General features: G+C 41.6%; 15 protein-coding genes. All 15 read left to right on the plus strand.

All coding sequences use genetic code 11. The features are described from left to right. Positions 1-264 precede the first annotated feature (264 nt). From tagH to tssG, 15 genes are read left to right on the plus strand one after another with little or no spacing between them, the layout of a single operon-like run. Positions 265-1,458 (plus strand): type VI secretion system-associated FHA domain protein TagH, encoded by a 1,194-nt coding sequence (tagH, locus tag R7M72_RS09055; RefSeq protein WP_315957191.1) that lies wholly within the window; start codon positions 265-267, stop codon positions 1,456-1,458. A gap of 11 nt (positions 1,459-1,469) precedes the next feature. Further along, entirely contained in the window at positions 1,470-1,925 is a 456-nt protein-coding gene (gene tssJ / locus R7M72_RS09060) for a type VI secretion system lipoprotein TssJ (protein WP_005375933.1), read from the plus strand. Between the two features lie 21 nt (positions 1,926-1,946). Continuing rightward, positions 1,947-3,272 carry a type VI secretion system baseplate subunit TssK gene (gene tssK / locus R7M72_RS09065; protein WP_262659484.1) on the plus strand — a complete coding sequence of 442 codons (1,326 nt, stop codon included), beginning with the start codon at positions 1,947-1,949 and terminating at the stop codon, positions 3,270-3,272. Positions 3,273-3,283: 11 nt separating this feature from the next. Continuing rightward, positions 3,284-4,576 (plus strand): type VI secretion system protein TssL, long form, encoded by a 1,293-nt coding sequence (gene tssL, locus R7M72_RS09070; protein ID WP_053307737.1) that lies wholly within the window; start codon positions 3,284-3,286, stop codon positions 4,574-4,576. A 16-nt stretch (positions 4,577-4,592) separates the two neighbouring features. Next, entirely contained in the window at positions 4,593-8,111 is a 3,519-nt protein-coding gene (tssM, locus tag R7M72_RS09075) for a type VI secretion system membrane subunit TssM (RefSeq protein ID WP_315957189.1), read from the plus strand. Further along, positions 8,093-8,788 carry a type VI secretion system-associated protein TagF gene (tagF, locus tag R7M72_RS09080; RefSeq protein WP_005387528.1) on the plus strand — a complete coding sequence of 232 codons (696 nt, stop codon included), beginning with the start codon at positions 8,093-8,095 and terminating at the stop codon, positions 8,786-8,788. The genes tssM and tagF overlap by 19 nt, the downstream gene beginning before the upstream one ends. Before the next feature lie 9 nt (positions 8,789-8,797). Next, positions 8,798-9,592, plus strand: coding sequence for a PP2C family protein-serine/threonine phosphatase (locus R7M72_RS09085; protein ID WP_005375947.1), 795 nt, complete (start codon positions 8,798-8,800; stop codon positions 9,590-9,592). Then, positions 9,585-10,700 (plus strand): type VI secretion system protein TssA, encoded by a 1,116-nt coding sequence (gene tssA / locus R7M72_RS09090; protein ID WP_054701384.1) that lies wholly within the window; start codon positions 9,585-9,587, stop codon positions 10,698-10,700. Before R7M72_RS09085 ends, tssA begins: the two co-directional genes overlap by 8 nt. Positions 10,701-10,715: 15 nt before the next feature. Next, entirely contained in the window at positions 10,716-11,246 is a 531-nt protein-coding gene (gene tssB, locus R7M72_RS09095; protein ID WP_005375949.1) for a type VI secretion system contractile sheath small subunit, read from the plus strand. Beyond that, positions 11,246-12,739 carry a type VI secretion system contractile sheath large subunit gene (tssC, locus tag R7M72_RS09100; protein WP_005375950.1) on the plus strand — a complete coding sequence of 498 codons (1,494 nt, stop codon included), beginning with the start codon at positions 11,246-11,248 and terminating at the stop codon, positions 12,737-12,739. Before tssB ends, tssC (R7M72_RS09100) begins: the two co-directional genes overlap by 1 nt. Before the next feature lie 52 nt (positions 12,740-12,791). After that, a complete protein-coding gene (gene tssC, locus R7M72_RS09105) occupies positions 12,792-14,303 on the plus strand; it encodes a type VI secretion system contractile sheath large subunit (RefSeq protein WP_064369227.1) in 1,512 nt (503 codons plus the stop codon). A gap of 10 nt (positions 14,304-14,313) precedes the next feature. Further along, the gene (locus R7M72_RS09110; RefSeq protein WP_315957188.1) at positions 14,314-15,108 is read left to right on the plus strand and encodes a type VI secretion system accessory protein TagJ; all 795 of its coding nucleotides are present in this window, start codon (positions 14,314-14,316) and stop codon (positions 15,106-15,108) included. Between the two features lie 7 nt (positions 15,109-15,115). Next, a complete protein-coding gene (gene tssE / locus R7M72_RS09115) occupies positions 15,116-15,580 on the plus strand; it encodes a type VI secretion system baseplate subunit TssE (protein WP_017635621.1) in 465 nt (154 codons plus the stop codon). Next, positions 15,577-17,400 carry a type VI secretion system baseplate subunit TssF gene (tssF, locus tag R7M72_RS09120; protein ID WP_315957187.1) on the plus strand — a complete coding sequence of 608 codons (1,824 nt, stop codon included), beginning with the start codon at positions 15,577-15,579 and terminating at the stop codon, positions 17,398-17,400. The genes tssE and tssF overlap by 4 nt, the downstream gene beginning before the upstream one ends. After that, on the plus strand, positions 17,397-18,362 hold the full coding sequence (gene tssG, locus R7M72_RS09125) for a type VI secretion system baseplate subunit TssG (RefSeq protein ID WP_064369229.1): 966 nt from the start codon (positions 17,397-17,399) through the stop codon (positions 18,360-18,362). The genes tssF and tssG overlap by 4 nt, the downstream gene beginning before the upstream one ends. Positions 18,363-18,367 lie beyond the last annotated feature (5 nt).

Raw genomic sequence — 18,367 nt, forward strand, 5'->3', positions numbered from 1 at the left:
TGAAAAGTCATTATGTTAGAATTTCTCGGCCAAACTAACATTCGTTTTTTTATTGATGAAAGTCTAAGTGTCAAAAATTTGAACTTGGTTGGATAATTAAAATTGTTGAACAATACGTGATTGCTTTGATAAAAAAATGATTCATTATTCCGTGCATGATTTTCAATGGCAGTATTAAGATTATTTATTAATCTTACTGTTAATAAGAAAGTAGTTAATAATAAAATTAAAAATAATATCTAGCAGGTCTTTGGCGAGGTTTACATGAAGTTGGTTTTAACCATAACAAGTTTTCACAAATTTACTCCAGAGATTGAGAGTGAGTTCGTGTTTGAATCAAGTGATGAACATGCCAAGGTTACATTTGGTAGGTCTGAACAATGTGATTGGACACTACCAGATCCTGAAAGAGTGGTATCCGGAACCCACGGAGAACTGATTAAGTTTGGTGACAAATACTTGATAAAAGACCTCTCAACTAATGGTACTTTTGTAAATAATGCTGTAACTCCTGTGGGTCAAGGAAATGAAATAGCACTAAGCGATGACGATATGGTTAGCTTAGGGGATTATCAAATTTCAGTTTCTATTCAAACAGATACAGATGTATTCAGTCTTGAGACAAGTAAAAGTCTTTCTAGCGCACCTCCTGAAGTAGTCTCAAGTCCATCGGAAGCAGAATTTGTTGACCTAGGCCTTAGTGCTAGTGAACTCTTAAACGAAAGTGTTCCTTCTGACTTTCAGCTAGATATTGGTTTAGTCGATGATTTTATTGATATCCCAAAGCCCGAAAAACAGAGCACCGTATCTGAAACTTTACCGAAAGTTAACCGACAATCAGAACACCTATCGACTCCCAACTTTGATACCAATGGGGGTGAACTTGCGGCTTTTGTTAGAGGGGTGGGTATAGATCCAATGATGATTCCCAGCGATAACCGAGAGGAATGGTTCGAACAACTGGGGGAGTCATTTTCTTTGATGCTAGTTGGTTTAATGGAAACACTGCATAACAGAGCGGTGTTTAAACAAACAAATCGACTTAGTCATACCGCATTTCGTAAGTCAGAAAATAACCCTTTAAAGTTTTCTGCAAACTTAGAAGATGCGATTCATAACTTATATAACCGTCAAACCGCTAGCTTCTTAAAGCCAAATGCAGCCATTAAAGAAGCATTTAATGACATCGAAAGTCATGAGCAAGCCTTAATGAAAGGTGTTGAAGGTACGGTTTCGAGTGTTATGTCACTTGTTGAACCTATTTCTATATACTCAGATGCTTTAGCGAAAGACACGGTTATTAATAAGGTTATTCCAGCTAGGAAATATGCTCAAAGTTGGAAGAGGTTTGAGGATATTCATGAAAAGCTATCCGATGATATTATCAATAAAGAGTCTCCGTTCTATTTAGAAGACTTCGCTAAGCACTATGAATTAGCATTAAAAAACAAAGGCTAGGAATTAGGGTGATGAAAAAGTTTTACCAATATATTTTGTTATTAATTTCAATAGCTTTATTTGGGTGCTCAGCAGCGAACCTAGTTGTTGATCCATACTCAGATTTAGAAATAGCAGCAAGTCATAACATTAATCCTGATTCAAACGGCAGGCCTTCTCCTGTAGTGGTGTATGTATTTGAATTAACGTCAAATACCATTTTCGAAAGCCAGGACTTTTTTTCTATTTATGAAGAAAGTGAAAAAGTCTTAGGACCTGATTTAGTGAATAAATATGAAGTTTCATTAACTCCAGGTCAGAAAGAAACATATCAAGCAAGTATGTCTCCAAAGACAGAATATTTAGGCATTGTCGTAGCGTTTCGAGATATTGAAAACTCAAATTGGCGACAAGTCATTAAAGTGGATAAGACCGGTTACAACACATATCAAGTATTGTTAGAAGATCTGTCTTTGGTCGTTAAATAACGTTTAGTTGGCTAATTATAAATGACGCAATACTCCAAGACGGCTTGGTGCGAAGGAATGTTTTTACGTCCCCAGCACTTCCAACAACAAGAACGCGCAACCTCTCAAGAATTCAAGGGCTTACATCAGTTAGGTGGGGCTTACAATTGGGGAGTTTGGAAATGTCGAGTAAAAAAACACGCGCTAAAAGATGGTCTTATTGAACTTGAGCATCTTGAAGCTGTTTTGCCAGATATGACGTTGGTTAATACGTTAATATCCAACGATTCAGTTTCGCCTCTACTTATTGATAAAAACACTGAAAATACGTTAGTAAAAATAACTCTCCCTCTTTCAAGTGTTACAGGTAAAAACGTTTCGGATGTAAGCGAATCGATCGTCTCTCGTTATGTACTTCAAGATATCGACGTGATAGATAACCTTACAGGACAAGATGAAGAAACCATCCAAGTTGCAGCCCTTAACCTAGAGTTGAAAGCGAGTAATGACAAATTAGCGGGTTATGTGGTGTTACCTATCTTAAGGATCAAAGAGGTAACTCCTGAAGGGGAAGTTATACTAGACGATGAGTACGTTCCTCCGCTTATCAATCTCCTTAGCGACAAAGTTATGTCAGCCTATCTACGTAACGTTATCGCGATGACAAAGATGCGTGCTGACGTTATTGCGCAGCGCTTGATTAAGGGTAAATCTGCATCGGCATCTGCTGTTGATTTCATCATGCTCCAAATGCTGAACCGATATGAGGCTAAGTTAAAGCATTTCAGTGAGTTAGATAGGTTACATCCACTGGAATTAGCGACGACACTTAAAGGTTACATTGGTGAGTTAGCCACTTTTTCTAATAAAACTAAAAGGGTCCCAAGTTTGCTTGCGTATGATCACTTAGATGTATCAAGTGTCTATAGCGAGTTGAATCAGATACTCAGTCAGTACCTCAGTGTTGTTCTTGACCAAACTGCGACCAAACTTCCGTTGGAGCCTCGCCAGTACGGTATTCAAGTGACGCCACTTCCAGATAAACGCTTGCTTGAGTCATGCCAGTTTGTGCTAGCAATTAAAGCAGATACCACAACAGATGAAATAAGACGCCTGGTCCCAGCGCAACTCAAGTTTGGCCCGGCAGAACAGATTCGCGATCTAATTAATAATCAGATCAACGGTATAAACGTAGTGCCGTTGAGTGTCGTCCCGAGACAGATTCCTTACCAAACGGGCTATGTCTATTTCGAAGTTGTCAAGAAAGGGCCATTTTGGATGAGGCTAAAAGATAGTGGCGGTATTGCGCTTCACCTATCAGGGCATTTTCCGAATGCTGAACTTGAGCTTTGGAGTATTAATCAATAGGCGCGCTCAGTATGGAACAAACGATCGTAAAACCAACACCGGGTGGAAGAGCACCCGCATCGAAACCACAATCAGAAAAGTCACTGGATAATACCGTAGTTATCTCAAAAAGCCCTGAATTGGTGAACAATGATTCAGTGGTCGCTTATGGGAATAACTCTCTACTAGCAGAGGCGAATGGCCTGTTATCTATTATCGGTCAAATTCGGTCGACAGCGACTCATTCCGATCCGTTGTTTCTAAAAGAGACATTGGCACAAAAGCTTAGAGATTATGAGAACCGATTACGTCAGCATGACGTTGATTTGGATACCATTGATACAGCTCGTTATTGTTTATGCTGTTCACTAGATGAAGTTGTCCTTAACACCAATTGGGGTGGGCATTCATTCTGGAGTCACGATTCATTACTTAGCTCCTTCTATGCTAGCAGTCAAGGTGGGGAAGCGTTCTTTAAGCATCTTGATAAGTGCATGGCGAAACCAGATGCGAACTTAGATTTGCTTGAACTAATGTATGTGTGCTTATCTCTCGGGTTTCTGGGTCAATACCGTTTAGAAAAAAATGGACTGGAATCGCACCGGAAATTGAGAAGACAGGTTATTGCTACTCTTAAGTCTTATGGGAGAGGAGTCCCTCAGGAGCTAAGTAATAGTATCGACCAACACATTTTGAATGGCTCAAAGGCTTCTGATAGAGCTCCTCTTTGGGTTGTATGTTCTGTAACGGCGGCACTATTGGTCTGCATATATATGTATTTTAGTTATGAGCTAAATAAGGCATCCAATCGCACCTTTTCTCAATTAGTCAATTTGATTCAACCGCAACAACTTAACCAAGATGCAACGTCAGAATCAAAATCAGCGCCAATTGCAGAAAAGATTTCAATGTATCTAGCAACTGAGATCGGTAAGGGGCTAATCAATGTTGAGCCGCTGCAAGACAGGGTAAGAATTTCGTTAAAGTCTCAAGATCTATTTGAATCAGGTAGTGCTGATGTTGTCGCTTACATCCAACCCGTTATTTCTAAGCTTGCGAGAACATTGGAGTCGACCCAAGGCAAGATCATTGTTACTGGTCACACCGACGATAGGCCTATTTTCACGAGTAAATATCCCTCGAACTGGCACCTATCATTAGCTCGAGCCACTGCTATGTCTGAACAACTGATCTCGAATAGTGCATTAGAAGGGCGAGTGATACCCGAGGGATTGGGGGATGCAAGACCATTAGTTGAAAACAGTAGTGATGAAAACCGAGCTATTAACCGCCGGATTGAAATCGACCTTCTTGTCGCGAATTAATAATAGGTAGATAGAGATGCGTATTAAAGAAATTGGCAGAATATTTACTCAAAGATGGTTTCTCGGTCTTATAGGTGTCGCTGCTTGTTCTATTTTCATTTGGGTTGTTGGTCCACTTATTGCGATAGCGGGATATGAGCCCCTAAAGAGTGACTTTCAACGGCTAGTCACTATTCTAGTGTTGGTGTTGCTTTGGGCGATATTTAACGTTACCAAGCAGCATAAGCAAAAGGTGAAAGAAGACGAAAGTATTCAAACGTTGCTTGAGGTTGATAGCCTATCAGATAAAGAAGCGGCAAGTGAAATTGACTTAATGCGCGAGCGTATTGAGCAAGCTGTCAAAGTAGTGACGAAAACACACAAAGGCAAGAGAAGCTTGTATGACTTACCGTGGTATGTGTTGATTGGCCCTCCTGGAACGGGGAAAACAACCGTATTAAAGCAGTCGGGGTTAGAGTTTCCATTAGGAGACAGCCTTGGCTCTGACTCTATTGCCGGTGTAGGTGGCACTCGCCACTGTGATTGGTGGTTTGCAAATAAAGCAGTTCTTATAGATACGGCTGGCCGGTATACGACACAAGACAGTCAAGAAAAGGTCGACTCTAAAGCGTGGCATGGTTTCTTAGGATTGTTGAAAAAGTATAGAACGCAAAGACCAATTAATGGTGCGATTGTTACGATAAGTTTAGCCAGCGTGATGTCTCAGACTCGAACCGAGCGAAGTCTTCATGCTCGAGCAATTAAGTCGAGACTTCAAGAACTGAAAAACCAGTTAGGCATGCAGTTTCCGATTTACGTATTGCTCACCAAAATGGATTTAGTTGCCGGTTTCAATGAGTTTTTTGCCGATTTAAGTAAGGAAGAGCGAGAGGAATTATTTGGTTTCATGTTCCCTCGTGAAGTGGATGATGAAAGAGGCGTTATTTCTCTATTCAACAAAGAATTTCATGGCATGTTGGAGCGCCTTGATGCCCGTATGCTTAGAATACTTGAAACAGAGGACGATTTAGATAAACGCGCGCTTATCTTTGAATTTCCAAAGCAATTAAGAGTGCTACAAGCTAATCTTGACGAGTTTTTAGCTGAAATTTTTGCACAAAACAGTTTTGAAGAGCCTGCCTTGATTCGTGGTGTGTTTATGTTGAGTTCGGTTCAAGAAGGCTTACCAGTCGATAAGCTGATGAATGAATCAACCAATGGACTTGGGTTAAATCGTTTAGCTCTAGCAAAGAGTCAGACTGGTTCTCATAGTTATTTCGTAAAGAATCTTTTTGACAAGGTTATTTTCAAAGAGCAACTGTTAGGAACAGTTAATCGTCACTATCAAAAGCAGTCAGGTTGGATGCGTCGAGGTGTTTACATTGGATGTACAACGCTACTGCTAGGAGCTTCTGCGCTTTGGTTTATGAGTTATAAGTGGAACTCACAGTTAATTGTCGATACCAATGAACAAGCGAGCCATATTGATGCAATGATTGGCGCTCAAAGTTTAGATTTTGAAGCGGATATTGTTTCAGCTGTAGAAACATTAGATAGGTTGATGACGCTTCCTCTCGGAAAGCAAAGCGACTACGGTGATGCCGACTCTGTAAAGAGGTTTGGTCTCTATCAAGGAGACAAAGTGTCTCAGGCGGCAAACAATGCATATTCTGATGCTTTGACCCAATATTACGCCCCTCTGCTTCTTGATAGCTTGGTGTCAGAAATGGAGAGCAATCAACAGCATCGTGAGTATTTGTACGAAACGTTAAAAACGTATTTGATGTTATTCAATCCAGACAAATATCAACAAGATGAAGTGTTGGCTTGGTTTAACTTTTATTTCGAACGTCAATATCCGGGTGAGCTAAACGCAGACTTAAGAAGACGTTTGCTACAGCACACTCAATATTTATTAGGCAACGATGGACAAGGCTTTACTTACAACACTGCTGCCGTGACGAGTGCTCGAGAAGTGTTGACTCAAATGTCTCTACCTGAACGTGCTTATCAGCGAATGAAAATACAATTTTCTAAGAGTCATGTACCTTCATTTCGCTTGACTGATGTATTGGGACCTAAAGGGCTTGAGCAGTTCGAGCGAGCTAGTGGAAAACCGCTATCACAAGGCATTTCGGGTTTCTACACGTACAATGGTTTTCATAGCATTTTTCAGATTCAGATCAACCGTACAGTAAAAAGCCTAATGGAAGAGAACTGGGTTTATGGTGACGATCTTAAGGCTCATGAAATTGATCAAGATAGTGCCATCCAAGGCGTTCAGTCTCGATACTATCAAGATTATGTTAATGAATGGAAAACGTTGATCGAAGATATTCAATTGAAGCAGGCTCCGAGCCTAGAACTTGCGACAGAGCAAGCGAGGGTTTTATCTGGAGTTGAAAGACCAATCGAATCTTTGTTGAGAGCAATCCAAAAAGAGGTTGCTCTATCAAAAGTATCATTGTCAGAAAATCAAAAAGCCGCTTCTGAAGTTGCTGGTAAAGTTGCCAAAGTTAAGTTTTCAAATACGGCAGATAGACTAGACATGTATTTACCTGAAGAAAACGGTTTCAATGTTGCTCTGCCAGGTAAAGAAGTCGAATCGCATTTTTCAGAGATCTTACGCCTTGGTGATCAAGACTTTGATGATATTCAACAAGCAATGGTTAACTTGCGTTCGTATTTAAGTGACTTATCAAGCTCTGGTAACAATCAGAAAATTGCCTACAAAAGTATTTTAGATGGAACCGTTACACAAGATGTCGCAGCTTCCTTTGCTCGTGCTAAAGAACTTTTGCCGAGACCATTTAATCAATGGCTAGGTGAGCTTTCTCAAGAGTCGGTTAAGTTTGCGGAGAGCGGTTCGAAGGATCATCTAAATCAACTTTGGGTAACACAAGTGGTCCGCCCTTATCAGCGGACTATTGCTGGCAGATATCCATTCGAGCCCAACGCGAGCAGAGAAGTTAGATTGAAAGACTTTAAGCGATTCTTTGGTTATGGAGGTACGCTTGACGCATTCTTCCAAGAATACCTCGAACCGTTTGTGGATACTTCGAAAAGTCGTTGGCGATTAGAAAAGGAAATTGGAGTTCGCCCAGAAACACTAATGGTCTTTCAAAGAGCGCAACGTATCAGGCAGTCTTTCTTTGAATCTGATAATTCCTTACGCGTAGAGTTTGGGATGAAGCCTGTTTATCTAGACCAGCACATTACTCGATTTGTCTTAGAGTTGGGTGGACAAGATTTGGTTTATAAGCATGGACCAGCAAGAGCTAAATCGTTGAGTTGGCCTGCCGGTCAAGATCAGACTCGAATTGTGTTCACACCACCTGAATCTAAACGCGAAATTGCGCATACCTATGAAGGTGAGTGGGGCATATTCAAGCTTTTGGATCAATCACTTAAAGCAAGGCCAGAATCGCGTAAAGACAATATAGTTATGATTGATTTAAAGGGAAATAAGGTGCAGCTAGAGCTTATTCCTTCTAGTGCCATTAATCCTTTTTGGTCAAATGAAATGGAGAGGTTCAGATGTCCACGAACCTTATAACATCAGGCTGGGGCTATATCGGTAAAATGCCCGCAAAAGGGGACTTTGTGAAAGATGGTTTATCACAAGATTTCTCGGAGCGTTGGCATGATTGGCAACAGGCGGTTATTGCAGTCAGCAGGGAACAACTGGGTGAAAGCTGGAATGAGCACTTTTTAACGGCTCCTGTGTGGCACTTTGCTTTGGATATTAGCTATTTAGAAGACTCAACCTACATTGGTAGCATGATTCCTAGTGTTGATGCATGCGGTAGATACTTTTTCTTTACTATAGCTCGTGCCGTAAAAGGTGAAGCTGCGCAATATTGGGGTGACAGAGCTTGGACAGAGGACAGTGCCGCTCTTGCTCTTTCAGTACTTGAGGACGACTTTGTCTTTGATGTTTGGCATAAGAGTACTCAAGAAAAAAATGACCTCGTTGCGAATGTAACAAGTGAAGTGAGGCCTCTAGAGTTTCTTTATCAAAGCCAAATATCTACAGTTTTTCATGATCACGGCAATACTGATCAAAATACGCTTTTGAATTACCTCATTAAAGAAAAATTGAGTAAACCATGTTTTTGGTGGACTGAAGGTTCAACGAAGGTTGAACCATGCATGTTCATTACTAGTGGATTTCCTTCAATTGGTCAGTTTTCAGCCATGCTTGATGGCGGCTGGAAAAAGTGGAATTGGTAGGATAGAAGAATGAATTGGAACTATTTTACCTTTGCTAAATCGCACGCAGGAAAAGTACGCCCTTATAACGAGGATGCTCTGTTGGATATGACAGAGCAGCATATTTGGGTGGTTGCCGATGGAATGGGTGGACACAGTGCTGGCGATATAGCAAGCCAGATGCTAGTGGATAGAGTCGCGCGCCACATGCAGGATGTCTCCAATACTAATATCGATGATATCCGAAGAGTGGTTCAAGAAGCGAACTTAGAAATTTACCAATACGCACAAAATCACTTAGACGGTAAAACGATGGGAACAACACTTGTTTTGTTGTTTATTCAGGATGGGTATTACCACTGCCTTTGGGTGGGGGATAGCCGAATTTACCAGCTTAGAAGTGGTAATTTTGTCCAAAAAACACGTGATCATAGTCAAGTCATGGACTTAGTGGATCAGGGCTTATTGGCATTTGAAGATGCCGAATCTCACCCTCTTGCAAATGTTATTACCAGAGCTGTTGGGGTCGACGAAAGTGTCACTATTGATCAAGTTTCAGGGCAGTTGGCTGACGGCGATCAGTTTCTACTCTGTAGCGATGGACTCTCTAAGGAACTTACGAGTGATGAAATTCATCGGACATTGTATGCAGACTCAGTCAACCAAGCTGGATTAGCGCTCATGCATTCGGCTTTGGTTCGGGGCGCAAGTGATAACGTAACTTGTGCTTTGATCAAAGTTCGCCAAGCGCAAACGGAGTGCGAAACAGTAACTAGAGAAGACGCGACAATACCTGTCTTTCTAAGAGGGAGAGCTTATGAGTAATGAAATGTTTGATTGGTATGAACAAGCGTTGGCTCCTATATCTCAAGAAAATCCTACAGGTGTTGATCCTAGAGAGGATGTATCACCACAGTCTGCTTACTATCGGTTGAAAGATCAGCGTATGGCCGCCCGCAACGCTGAACGTAATGCTCTTATAGAAGAAGAAAGTATCTATACCCACAGTAATTTATGGCGAGTATTTATTGAAGATGTCCCAGAAATACTCACGAATCAGTCTAAAGATTTGGAATTTGTTGCCTGGCTTATAGAAGCCCTAACTCGATTGTATGGTTTTCGTGGTATGGGCGTTGGCTACAAACTCGCAACCAGTTTAATTGAGAACTTTTGGGATGATCTGTACCCAATGCCTGATGAAGATGGTATTGAGACAAGAATATCGGCGATTATTGGCCTCAATGGTATCGATAGTGAAGGAACACTTATTTTTCCAATTGCTTGTATACCATTGACTGACTTAGGCGTGGAGCAAGCTTATGCCTATTGGGAATATCAGCAAGCTATAGAGCTTGAGCGCTTAGACGAAGATAAGCGCCGAAATCGAGTCGAGCTTGGGGCTGTTGAGTTATCTGAAATTATAACTACGGTTAAGTCGACTTCTGATACGTTTTATCAAGAATTAATCACGGATTTGGAGTTCGCTACAGAATCATTTAATGAATTCAGTCAGCGATTAGACGAAGCGGCCGGTGATGTGACTCCTAGCTCTTATATATCAAAAAGACTTGAATCAATACACTCGGCATTAAAGCACCTTCTAGGAGATCGTTTCAATCAACCACAAGCCGTGTTTGAAGAGCTAGAGGATCTTGATGAATCTTCTTCTGAACAACCGTTAAGTTCACAAAGTTGTGATGCATTATTAGCGACAAACATGAAATCACGAGAGCAGGCAATTAGACAATTGCAGCAAGTAGCTGATTTCTTCCGAGAGAGTGAACCTCACTCACCAGTTTCTTACTCCATCGAACAGATTATTCGTTGGTGTGGGATGCCTCTGCCGGAGTTACTGGCGGAACTTATCTCCGACGGGGATGCAAAGAAAAGCTACTTCCGTTTGGTTGGCATAGCAGAACAAAATGAAAATTAATAAAGGGAGAATGGTATGACGAGTATCCACTCGAAACTATCACGAGTACGGAAGCCTCGTGTCCACATTACCTATGATGTTGAAACTGAAGGTACGACTCTTAAGAAAGAACTGCCTTTTGTTGTAGGTGTAATGGGTGACTTCGCTGGTCAAAACACAGAAGCGTTGAAGCCATTAAAAGACCGCCGTTTTATTCAGATCGATCGAGATAACTTTGACGATGTACTCAAAAAAATGAATCCATCGGTGAAGTTTAAAGTTGCGAATAAGCTTGCGAATGACGATTCACAGTTTGAGGTCGATTTAAACTTTAAATCAATGCAAGACTTTGAGCCTGCTGCGATCGTAAATCAAGTTGATCCACTACGCCAATTGATGGAAACGCGTAATAAACTGCGTGATTTGATGACAAAAGTTGACCGCTCAGAAGAGCTTGAAAATATCCTAGAGGATGTTTTGAACAATACAGACAATCTGGCAAGACTTGCAGGCGAGTTAGATCTTGGCAAGAAAGCGAAGTCAGACAGTACTGAAGGAGCGGAATAATGACGACTGAAGCTGAAAAACAGTTAGATCCAACTGTTAATGAACAGACAACTTCATTCTTAGATCAAGCTATTGGTGCGACTAAGCAGACCGAAGCTTCTCGTGCTGAGGAGCTGATTAAAACGCTCGCTGAAGAAGCAATGAAAGGGACAGTTACTTGGAACAAAAACCTAACAGTAACTTTTCGTGAAGCGATTAATTTGCTCGATAGGCAGATTTCTGATCAGTTGTCTGAAGTAATGCATCACCCAGAATTACAGAAACTCGAAGGTTCTTGGCGCGGCTTAAATTATCTAGTGATGAATTCAGAGACCAGCTCTACTCTGAAAGTTCGCATGATGAGCATGACCAAGAAAGAGCTACATAAAGACTTGAGCAAAGCTGTTGAGTTTGATCAAAGCCAGATCTTTAAAAAGGTTTACGAGTCTGAGTTTGGTAGTGCTGGTGGTGAACCGTATGGTGCATTGATTGGAGACTATGAGTTTACCAACCACCCAGAAGATATTGAGTCGTTACGCCTAATGTCAAATGTAGCGGCTTCTGGCTTCTCTCCATTCTTGTCCGCAGCTTCACCAGCACTATTCGGCTTTGATGAGTGGACTGAGTTGTCAAAACCACGCGACCTAGATAAGGTATTTGAATCACTAGAATACGCCCAATGGCGTTCGTTCCGCGAGAGTGCCGATTCGCGCTTCGTTAGTCTGACGATGCCAAAAGTCCTTGCTCGTTTGCCATACGGACAAGCTACCGCTCCAGTCGAAGAGTTTGGGTTTGAAGAGTTCGAAGTAGATCCTGTTTCAGGTATTGCTGTTAACGCTGAACATAACGACTACTGTTGGATGAACTCTTCGTATGTTCTTGGTGTTAAGTTAACCGACGCATTTTCAAAATATGGATTTTGTACTGCCATCCGTGGTGCAGAAGGCGGCGGTCGAGTGGATAACTTGCCAACGCATTTCTTCATGAGTGATGATGGCGACCCTGATATGAAGTGCCCAACAGAGATTGGTATTACCGACAGACGTGAGGCGGAGCTTGGTAAGCTTGGTTTCTTACCGCTTTGTCACTACAAAAACACCAACTATGCAGTGTTCTTTGGTGCGCAAACCTGTCAAAAACCAGCGAACCATGAATCCCCTGAAGCAACGGCCAATGCGGCCATTTCTGCCCGCCTACCTTATATGATGGCAACATCTCGTTTTGCGCATTATTTGAAAGTAATGGCCCGAGATAAAATTGGTAGCTTTATGGAAGCAGAAGACGTTGAGTCTTGGCTGAACCGCTGGATCCTAGGTTACGTCAATGCTTCTGAAGGCGGTGGTCAAGAGATCAGAGCGAAATACCCTCTAGCAGACGCTCGTGTTCAGGTTAAGGAAATTCCTGGCGCACCTGGTTCTTACAATGCCGTAGCATGGCTGAAGCCTTGGTTACAAATGGAAGAACTGACCACATCTTTGCGACTTGTGGCAAAGATCCCTCAGTCAGGTGGATAAGAAATGAATTGGCTGGTCGAAAGGCCAGCCATGACCAATCTTTATGTTCTAGATGGAATTAGCAGTGTCACTTAACTTTCGCGACCCTAGCAAGCTAAAACATGAGTTCAGTACCGGAGGCTATGCTGAACTTGATAGCCCGTGGTTGACTCGATTCAATGAATCTTCTGATCTTGTAGCGTCAGCGCGAATTTGGCTAGAAGGTACACGTTCAAGAGATTTGGACAGCTTTCGTCATAGTGTGATGAACACAATTAACCGCATTGATGAGCTATTAGAATCTCAACTAAATGAAATATTACATCATCCTGAGTTTCAACAGCTCGAAAGGGGGTGGGTTGGAGTTAGGTATTTATGTGAACAGGTTGATTCTCGTTCATCGGACTCTGTAAAAGTTAAGGTTTTAACGGCGACATGGAATGAAATCAGTAAAGATGCTTTAAAAGCCATCGAGTTTGACCAATCAGCACTATTTAAGTTGCTCTATCAAAATGAATATGGCATGGCAGGGGGAGAACCCTTTGGTGTGGTGGTTGGAGATTATCAGCTTCGCTGTGATCCTAGTAAAAATTATTTTGATAGAGATCTGTCTGTGTTGAGTAAGATCTCTCAGTCTGCAGCTGCAGCATTCAGCCCATTTATCATGTCTGCATCGCCAGAGATGTTTGGTGTTGATAGTTTCGCTCAACTCTCTGCGATAAGAGATATAGCAGCCCAATTTGAACAGGAAGATTATGCAAAGTGGCGTAGTTTGAGAGATAACGATGACGCTAAATTTATTGGTTTGACTGCACCTAACGTCTTGTTCCGTCAGCCATACAAAAGTGATGGCTCGCGGAATGATAAATTCAATTTTCAAGAACACATCTACGACTCCAACCGAGATTTGCTATGGGGGAGTAGTGCGTACTGTTTTGCTGCCGTATCAATTAGAGCATTTCAGGAACATGGTTGGTTCACGCATATGCGAGGGATTAAACAAGGCGATTACAGTCAGGGCATTATCGTCGCTCCTACAAGGAGCAAGATGCGTGTTAACGGCAAGAATGATCGTGAAAGATGTCCGTTAAACTTGAAAATCTCTGAGAGAAAAGAACAAGAATTGTCTGAGTGCGGTTTTATTTCTATTTCTCCAATACCTGAGACTGATATGGTAGGGATGACCTCGAATGTATCTCTCTACAAGCCCAAACAATACGCAGAAAAGCATATTTCAACGAATGCAAAACTGACATCGATGTTGCAATACACATTGTGTGTATCGCGAGTCGCACATTATCTCAAGGTTATGGGGCGTGACAAAATTGGTGGGTATCAAGACGCGGAAAGCCTAGAGCGTGACTTTCAACGCTGGTTACACCAGTACACTACCGCATCAGATGAAGCGTCGGATGAGCTTCGGGCTAAATACCCCCTAAATGAAGCAAAAATTACAGTTCGAGAGAAAAGAGAAACTCCTGGACATTATTACTCAGTTATCCATTTGCGACCGCATTTTCAACTCGATCAAATGGTATCTAGCATTAAATTAATTACCGAATTATCACCAGAGCACATGGTGTAAGGAAATAACAATGACTCAATGGAAAAATGCTTTGTCCCAAGGCCTATTGCAACACGCTCTAGAGCAATTAATTGATGAAATTAAATCAACCCCTAAAGATGCGAGCTTGAGAAGTTCCTTCATTGAGCTTCTTTGCATTGATGGGGACTTCGAGCGTGCGGACGCTCAGCTCATGCAATCTATTAAATTGTTTCCTGAGTATCTGCCTGGTGCAAGTCAGCTACGACATTTAGTGAAAGCAGCTCAAGCTAGAAAGGATTTTATCAATGGTGCGGCTAGTGCCAAAGTATTAGGTGATGAGGAATTAACTAAAGAGCTTGTTCGATTTAATCTTGCTCTCGGAAATCAAGAGTACGAAGAAGCGTCACGTCTATCGCATCGCATTGAAGAGCATCGTACTATTAAAGGGTTTAACGTAAACGGCACAAACTACGAAGATGCTAGAGATATTGATGATCGTTTAGGTGGTTACATTGAACTGTTTTCTACAGCAGGTAACTATTTTCTTGTACCCATATCGAGCATCCATACGCTAGAAGTTAAAGCACCTACTTCTTTGTTAGAGAGTATTTGGCGACCTGTCGAGTTTGATATCGATGGACTTGGTGAAGGCGAAGGCCATATGCCGTTGACATATGTTGACTCAGAGACCGATGCGCAAAAGTTAGGTCGAGAAACGGATTGGAAGCAGATTGGTGAGCAAGAATCTTTTGTTGGCTTGGGTCAAAAATGTTGGTTAGTCGGTGACTCAGCGCTTCCAATCTGTGATTTGACTACATTATTAGAACAGAAACAAATAGCGTAGAAATATCATGTCGTTAACCGTTTCTCTGCTCGACAAATTGATAGATAGTGATCCTCTCACTCGAGATGAGAAAGACTTCCCTGCAAGCCAGCAACAGATGTTGAGCAGCTTACTTAGAGATCTAGAGTCGATGCTGAATAGTCGTATTGGATGGAAAAATATTCCTGATGACCTTCTAGAGGTTCGTTATTCAATATTGAATTATGGACTGCCAGATTTTTCCTCAATGCCCTATAGCAGCCAAGAAGGGCAGAATCAGCTTTGCGACATTGTTCATGATGCAATTAAAGAGTTTGAGCCAAGGTTAAGGAACCCTCATGTCCAGATTTCAGACGAGAAAAACGCTATTGATAGGGTATTGAGGTTACAGATAAATGCCACTTGCTTAATTGATAACAGTATTCATGAAGTGCGATTCAATTCTGAAGTAGAGCCGGTAAATTTAGGTATGAAACTGAGTAGAGCAAAATGAGTGAAGAGTTTCTCAAGTACTATAATCGCGAGTTAGCTTATTTGCGTCACAAAGGGCAAGAATTTGGGGAGCAGTATCCTAAGATCGCTGCGAGACTTCGTATTAGTGAGGAGCAGGTTGACGATCCACACGTAGAAAGATTGTTAGAAGGCTGCGCATTTCTAACAGCAAGGATTAGACAAAGCTTAGACAATAGTTACCCTCAGTTTACAGAGTCTTTGATGGGACAGTTATATCCGGATTTTCACGCCCCAATCCCGTCAATGTCAGTCATTAAAATGAGCTGTTCTAACTCCACTTCCTCTTATTTTGATGTAGAAGAAGGCGAGCGAGTTGTTGTCGGTGCTCCTGGATATCATGAGTGCGAGTTTAGAACTTGTTATCCGGTCAGAATGTATCCTGTTGATGTGACCTCTGGCGTTTTTAAAAATGCGCCTTTCAAGCCAGTTGGCTCACGATGGGAAAGCAATGCTCATTCAGTTTTGAAAGTACAGCTCACGGCTCAAGATGAAGAGACTCCTCTTGGTGAAATGGGGGTAGAACGGCTGCGCTTCTATTTAAACGGTCAATCTCAATTGACTTTTAAGCTCTACCAAATGCTGTTTCAAAACCTAATTGGTTTATCTGTTGTTGTGGATGGCAAAGAAGTTCGTCCTTTAACCAAAAGACATCTTTCTGAAGTGGGATTTTCAGAAGATGAGAAAGTTGTGCCATACAGTAAAAGAAGCTTTTCAGGAGCAAGATTACTTGTTGAGTATTTGCACTTTCCTGAGAAGTTTATGTTCTTTGATATCACCGAACTTGGATTATCTGAGCTAGATCTTGGAGAGCAAGTCGAACTGTATTTTTACTTTGATACCAACGATGACTGGCTTCCAAAGCAAGTGGACGAAGAAAGCTTAATGGTAGGCTGTGTGCCTGTGATCAACTTATTTAAAAGTATTATGGAGCCTAAGCGTATTCTACCAACTGAATACGATTACCACTTGTCTCCACAATACCAAGAAGCTGAAAGTAATGAGGTTGTCTCAATTTCTGACGTAACGTTGAGAAACTGGAACAAAACGTACCACAATTTGCCATGTTATCACGCTGGTGAGCACACGCATTATACGAACACTAGTGAGATTTATTGGTTGATGAGACGTGAGGATAAGAACTGGGCTGGTGGGTATGATGAGCCCGGTAGAGAAACTTACATTTCTTTTGTTGATAAAAAACATCAATTGTTCAGCCCGGATAGCCGGGAAAACTGGTTAATGTACGTGGAAGCTGAGTGCTGTAACCGCAACTTAGCGCAGAAACTTCCATTTGGAGGTGGGCTGCCGCAAGTATCTTTACCGGAGATAAATGACAATTTCGAATCTGTTCGTTGTTTAGTTTCTTTATCAGAAACTATTCGGCCAGAAATGGATGAAAGCACACGATGGCAGTTAACTAAGCTTTTAACTTTAAACCATTTTACCGAGGAAGATGGTTTAGCAACTTTGAAGCAGACCCTTAATCTCTATGCATTTTCTGGGACAGCAGAAACGAAAGCGGTAATCGATGCTTTAACTAAGTTAGAGTTTGAGCCTACTACAGGAAGAATTAGTCAGAAAGGTAAAGTTGGATTTGCGCACGGTATAAAAATTATTTTGACGGTTTCTGATCAAATTTTACCTAAAGAGCAGATCTTTCTCTTAGGTAGTGTTTTATCTGTTTACTTCTCGCAATATGCTGAAATTAACATTTTTACGCAGTTGGAAATAAGACTTAAGTCCACGGGAAAGTCTTTCCACCTATGGCCCGCATTAACTGGCGATAAGGTGTCGCTATGAGCGCGGAACAATTTTATCGAGAATTAAAGCAACATCCATTGTTTGAAGCGATTCATCTTATTGAACACGAAGTCCTGCAAGCAGAGGCGCAAATAGGAACAGATGCGTTACCGAAGCATGAAAAGCTAAACTTAAAGGTTAATCCATCATTAGGTTTTGAAAATGCTCAGCTTTGTGAACTGAAAAATATAGATGACAGCAAGTTAGAGGTTGAGACCAATTTAATAGGCCTAACGGGTGAGCAAGGTGTGCTTCCCCAGCACTATAGTGAATTAGCTTTACATCGCCAAAAAGAAGGCGATACGGCTATGGTGGACTTCTACGATATTTTCAATCATCGCTTATTATCTCTTTATTATCGATGTTGGCAACTGAGTCAGCTGACTGTTCAGTCTCGTGCGCATGCGCAGGGCGCGCGTTCGCCGTTAGAAAGCTGTAAATCGGCATTAACTGGGAAAGGGAGTTCACTGTCCCGGCACTATGGTGGTGTGTTTGCTTCACCAGTGAGAAGTAAAGGTGGACTGAAAAGTATTCTTGAATGTTTATCTGGATGCCAAGTAAAAGTTCATGAATTTCAAGGACAATGGTTACACCTTACGAAAGAAGAGCAAACACGCCTTGCATCCCGAACTATGCCTGAAGGGCAGTTTGCTCAACTTGGTGTAGGAGCTTCTTTGGGTTCGAAAGCATGGAATATCAACGCGGGGACAACAATAGAATTTCTGCCAAAAGATAAACAGCTAGTTAGTAAATTGCTTCCTAACCAACCCAATATAGCAATCATTAAGAACGCTGCTTATGAGTTGATTGGAAAACATAAACAACTGAAGTGGCAGCTCACCACCAAACATAGTTTGCTACCACAAGCTTGTTTATCGAAACAGCAGGGGCAGTTAGGTATTGGTTCTGTGCTTAAAAAACACGAACGTACAAAAGATCGAACTATAACAATTACTATTTAAAGGAA

It is taken from the genome of Vibrio sp. YT-18 (assembly GCF_033337345.1).
GTDB lineage: Bacteria > Pseudomonadota > Gammaproteobacteria > Enterobacterales > Vibrionaceae > Vibrio > Vibrio alginolyticus.

Coding starts and splice junctions, on each gene's coding strand:
- tagH (WP_315957191.1), top strand. CDS start 265: ATGAAGTTGGTTTTAACCATAACAAGTTTTCACAAATTTACTCCAGAG.
- tssJ (WP_005375933.1), top strand. CDS start 1,470: ATGAAAAAGTTTTACCAATATATTTTGTTATTAATTTCAATAGCTTTA.
- tssK (WP_262659484.1), top strand. CDS start 1,947: ATGACGCAATACTCCAAGACGGCTTGGTGCGAAGGAATGTTTTTACGT.
- tssL (WP_053307737.1), top strand. CDS start 3,284: ATGGAACAAACGATCGTAAAACCAACACCGGGTGGAAGAGCACCCGCA.
- tssM (WP_315957189.1), top strand. CDS start 4,593: ATGCGTATTAAAGAAATTGGCAGAATATTTACTCAAAGATGGTTTCTC.
- tagF (WP_005387528.1), top strand. CDS start 8,093: ATGTCCACGAACCTTATAACATCAGGCTGGGGCTATATCGGTAAAATG.
- R7M72_RS09085 (WP_005375947.1), top strand. CDS start 8,798: ATGAATTGGAACTATTTTACCTTTGCTAAATCGCACGCAGGAAAAGTA.
- tssA (WP_054701384.1), top strand. CDS start 9,585: ATGAGTAATGAAATGTTTGATTGGTATGAACAAGCGTTGGCTCCTATA.
- tssB (WP_005375949.1), top strand. CDS start 10,716: ATGACGAGTATCCACTCGAAACTATCACGAGTACGGAAGCCTCGTGTC.
- tssC (WP_005375950.1), top strand. CDS start 11,246: ATGACGACTGAAGCTGAAAAACAGTTAGATCCAACTGTTAATGAACAG.
- tssC (WP_064369227.1), top strand. CDS start 12,792: ATGGAATTAGCAGTGTCACTTAACTTTCGCGACCCTAGCAAGCTAAAA.
- R7M72_RS09110 (WP_315957188.1), top strand. CDS start 14,314: ATGACTCAATGGAAAAATGCTTTGTCCCAAGGCCTATTGCAACACGCT.
- tssE (WP_017635621.1), top strand. CDS start 15,116: ATGTCGTTAACCGTTTCTCTGCTCGACAAATTGATAGATAGTGATCCT.
- tssF (WP_315957187.1), top strand. CDS start 15,577: ATGAGTGAAGAGTTTCTCAAGTACTATAATCGCGAGTTAGCTTATTTG.
- tssG (WP_064369229.1), top strand. CDS start 17,397: ATGAGCGCGGAACAATTTTATCGAGAATTAAAGCAACATCCATTGTTT.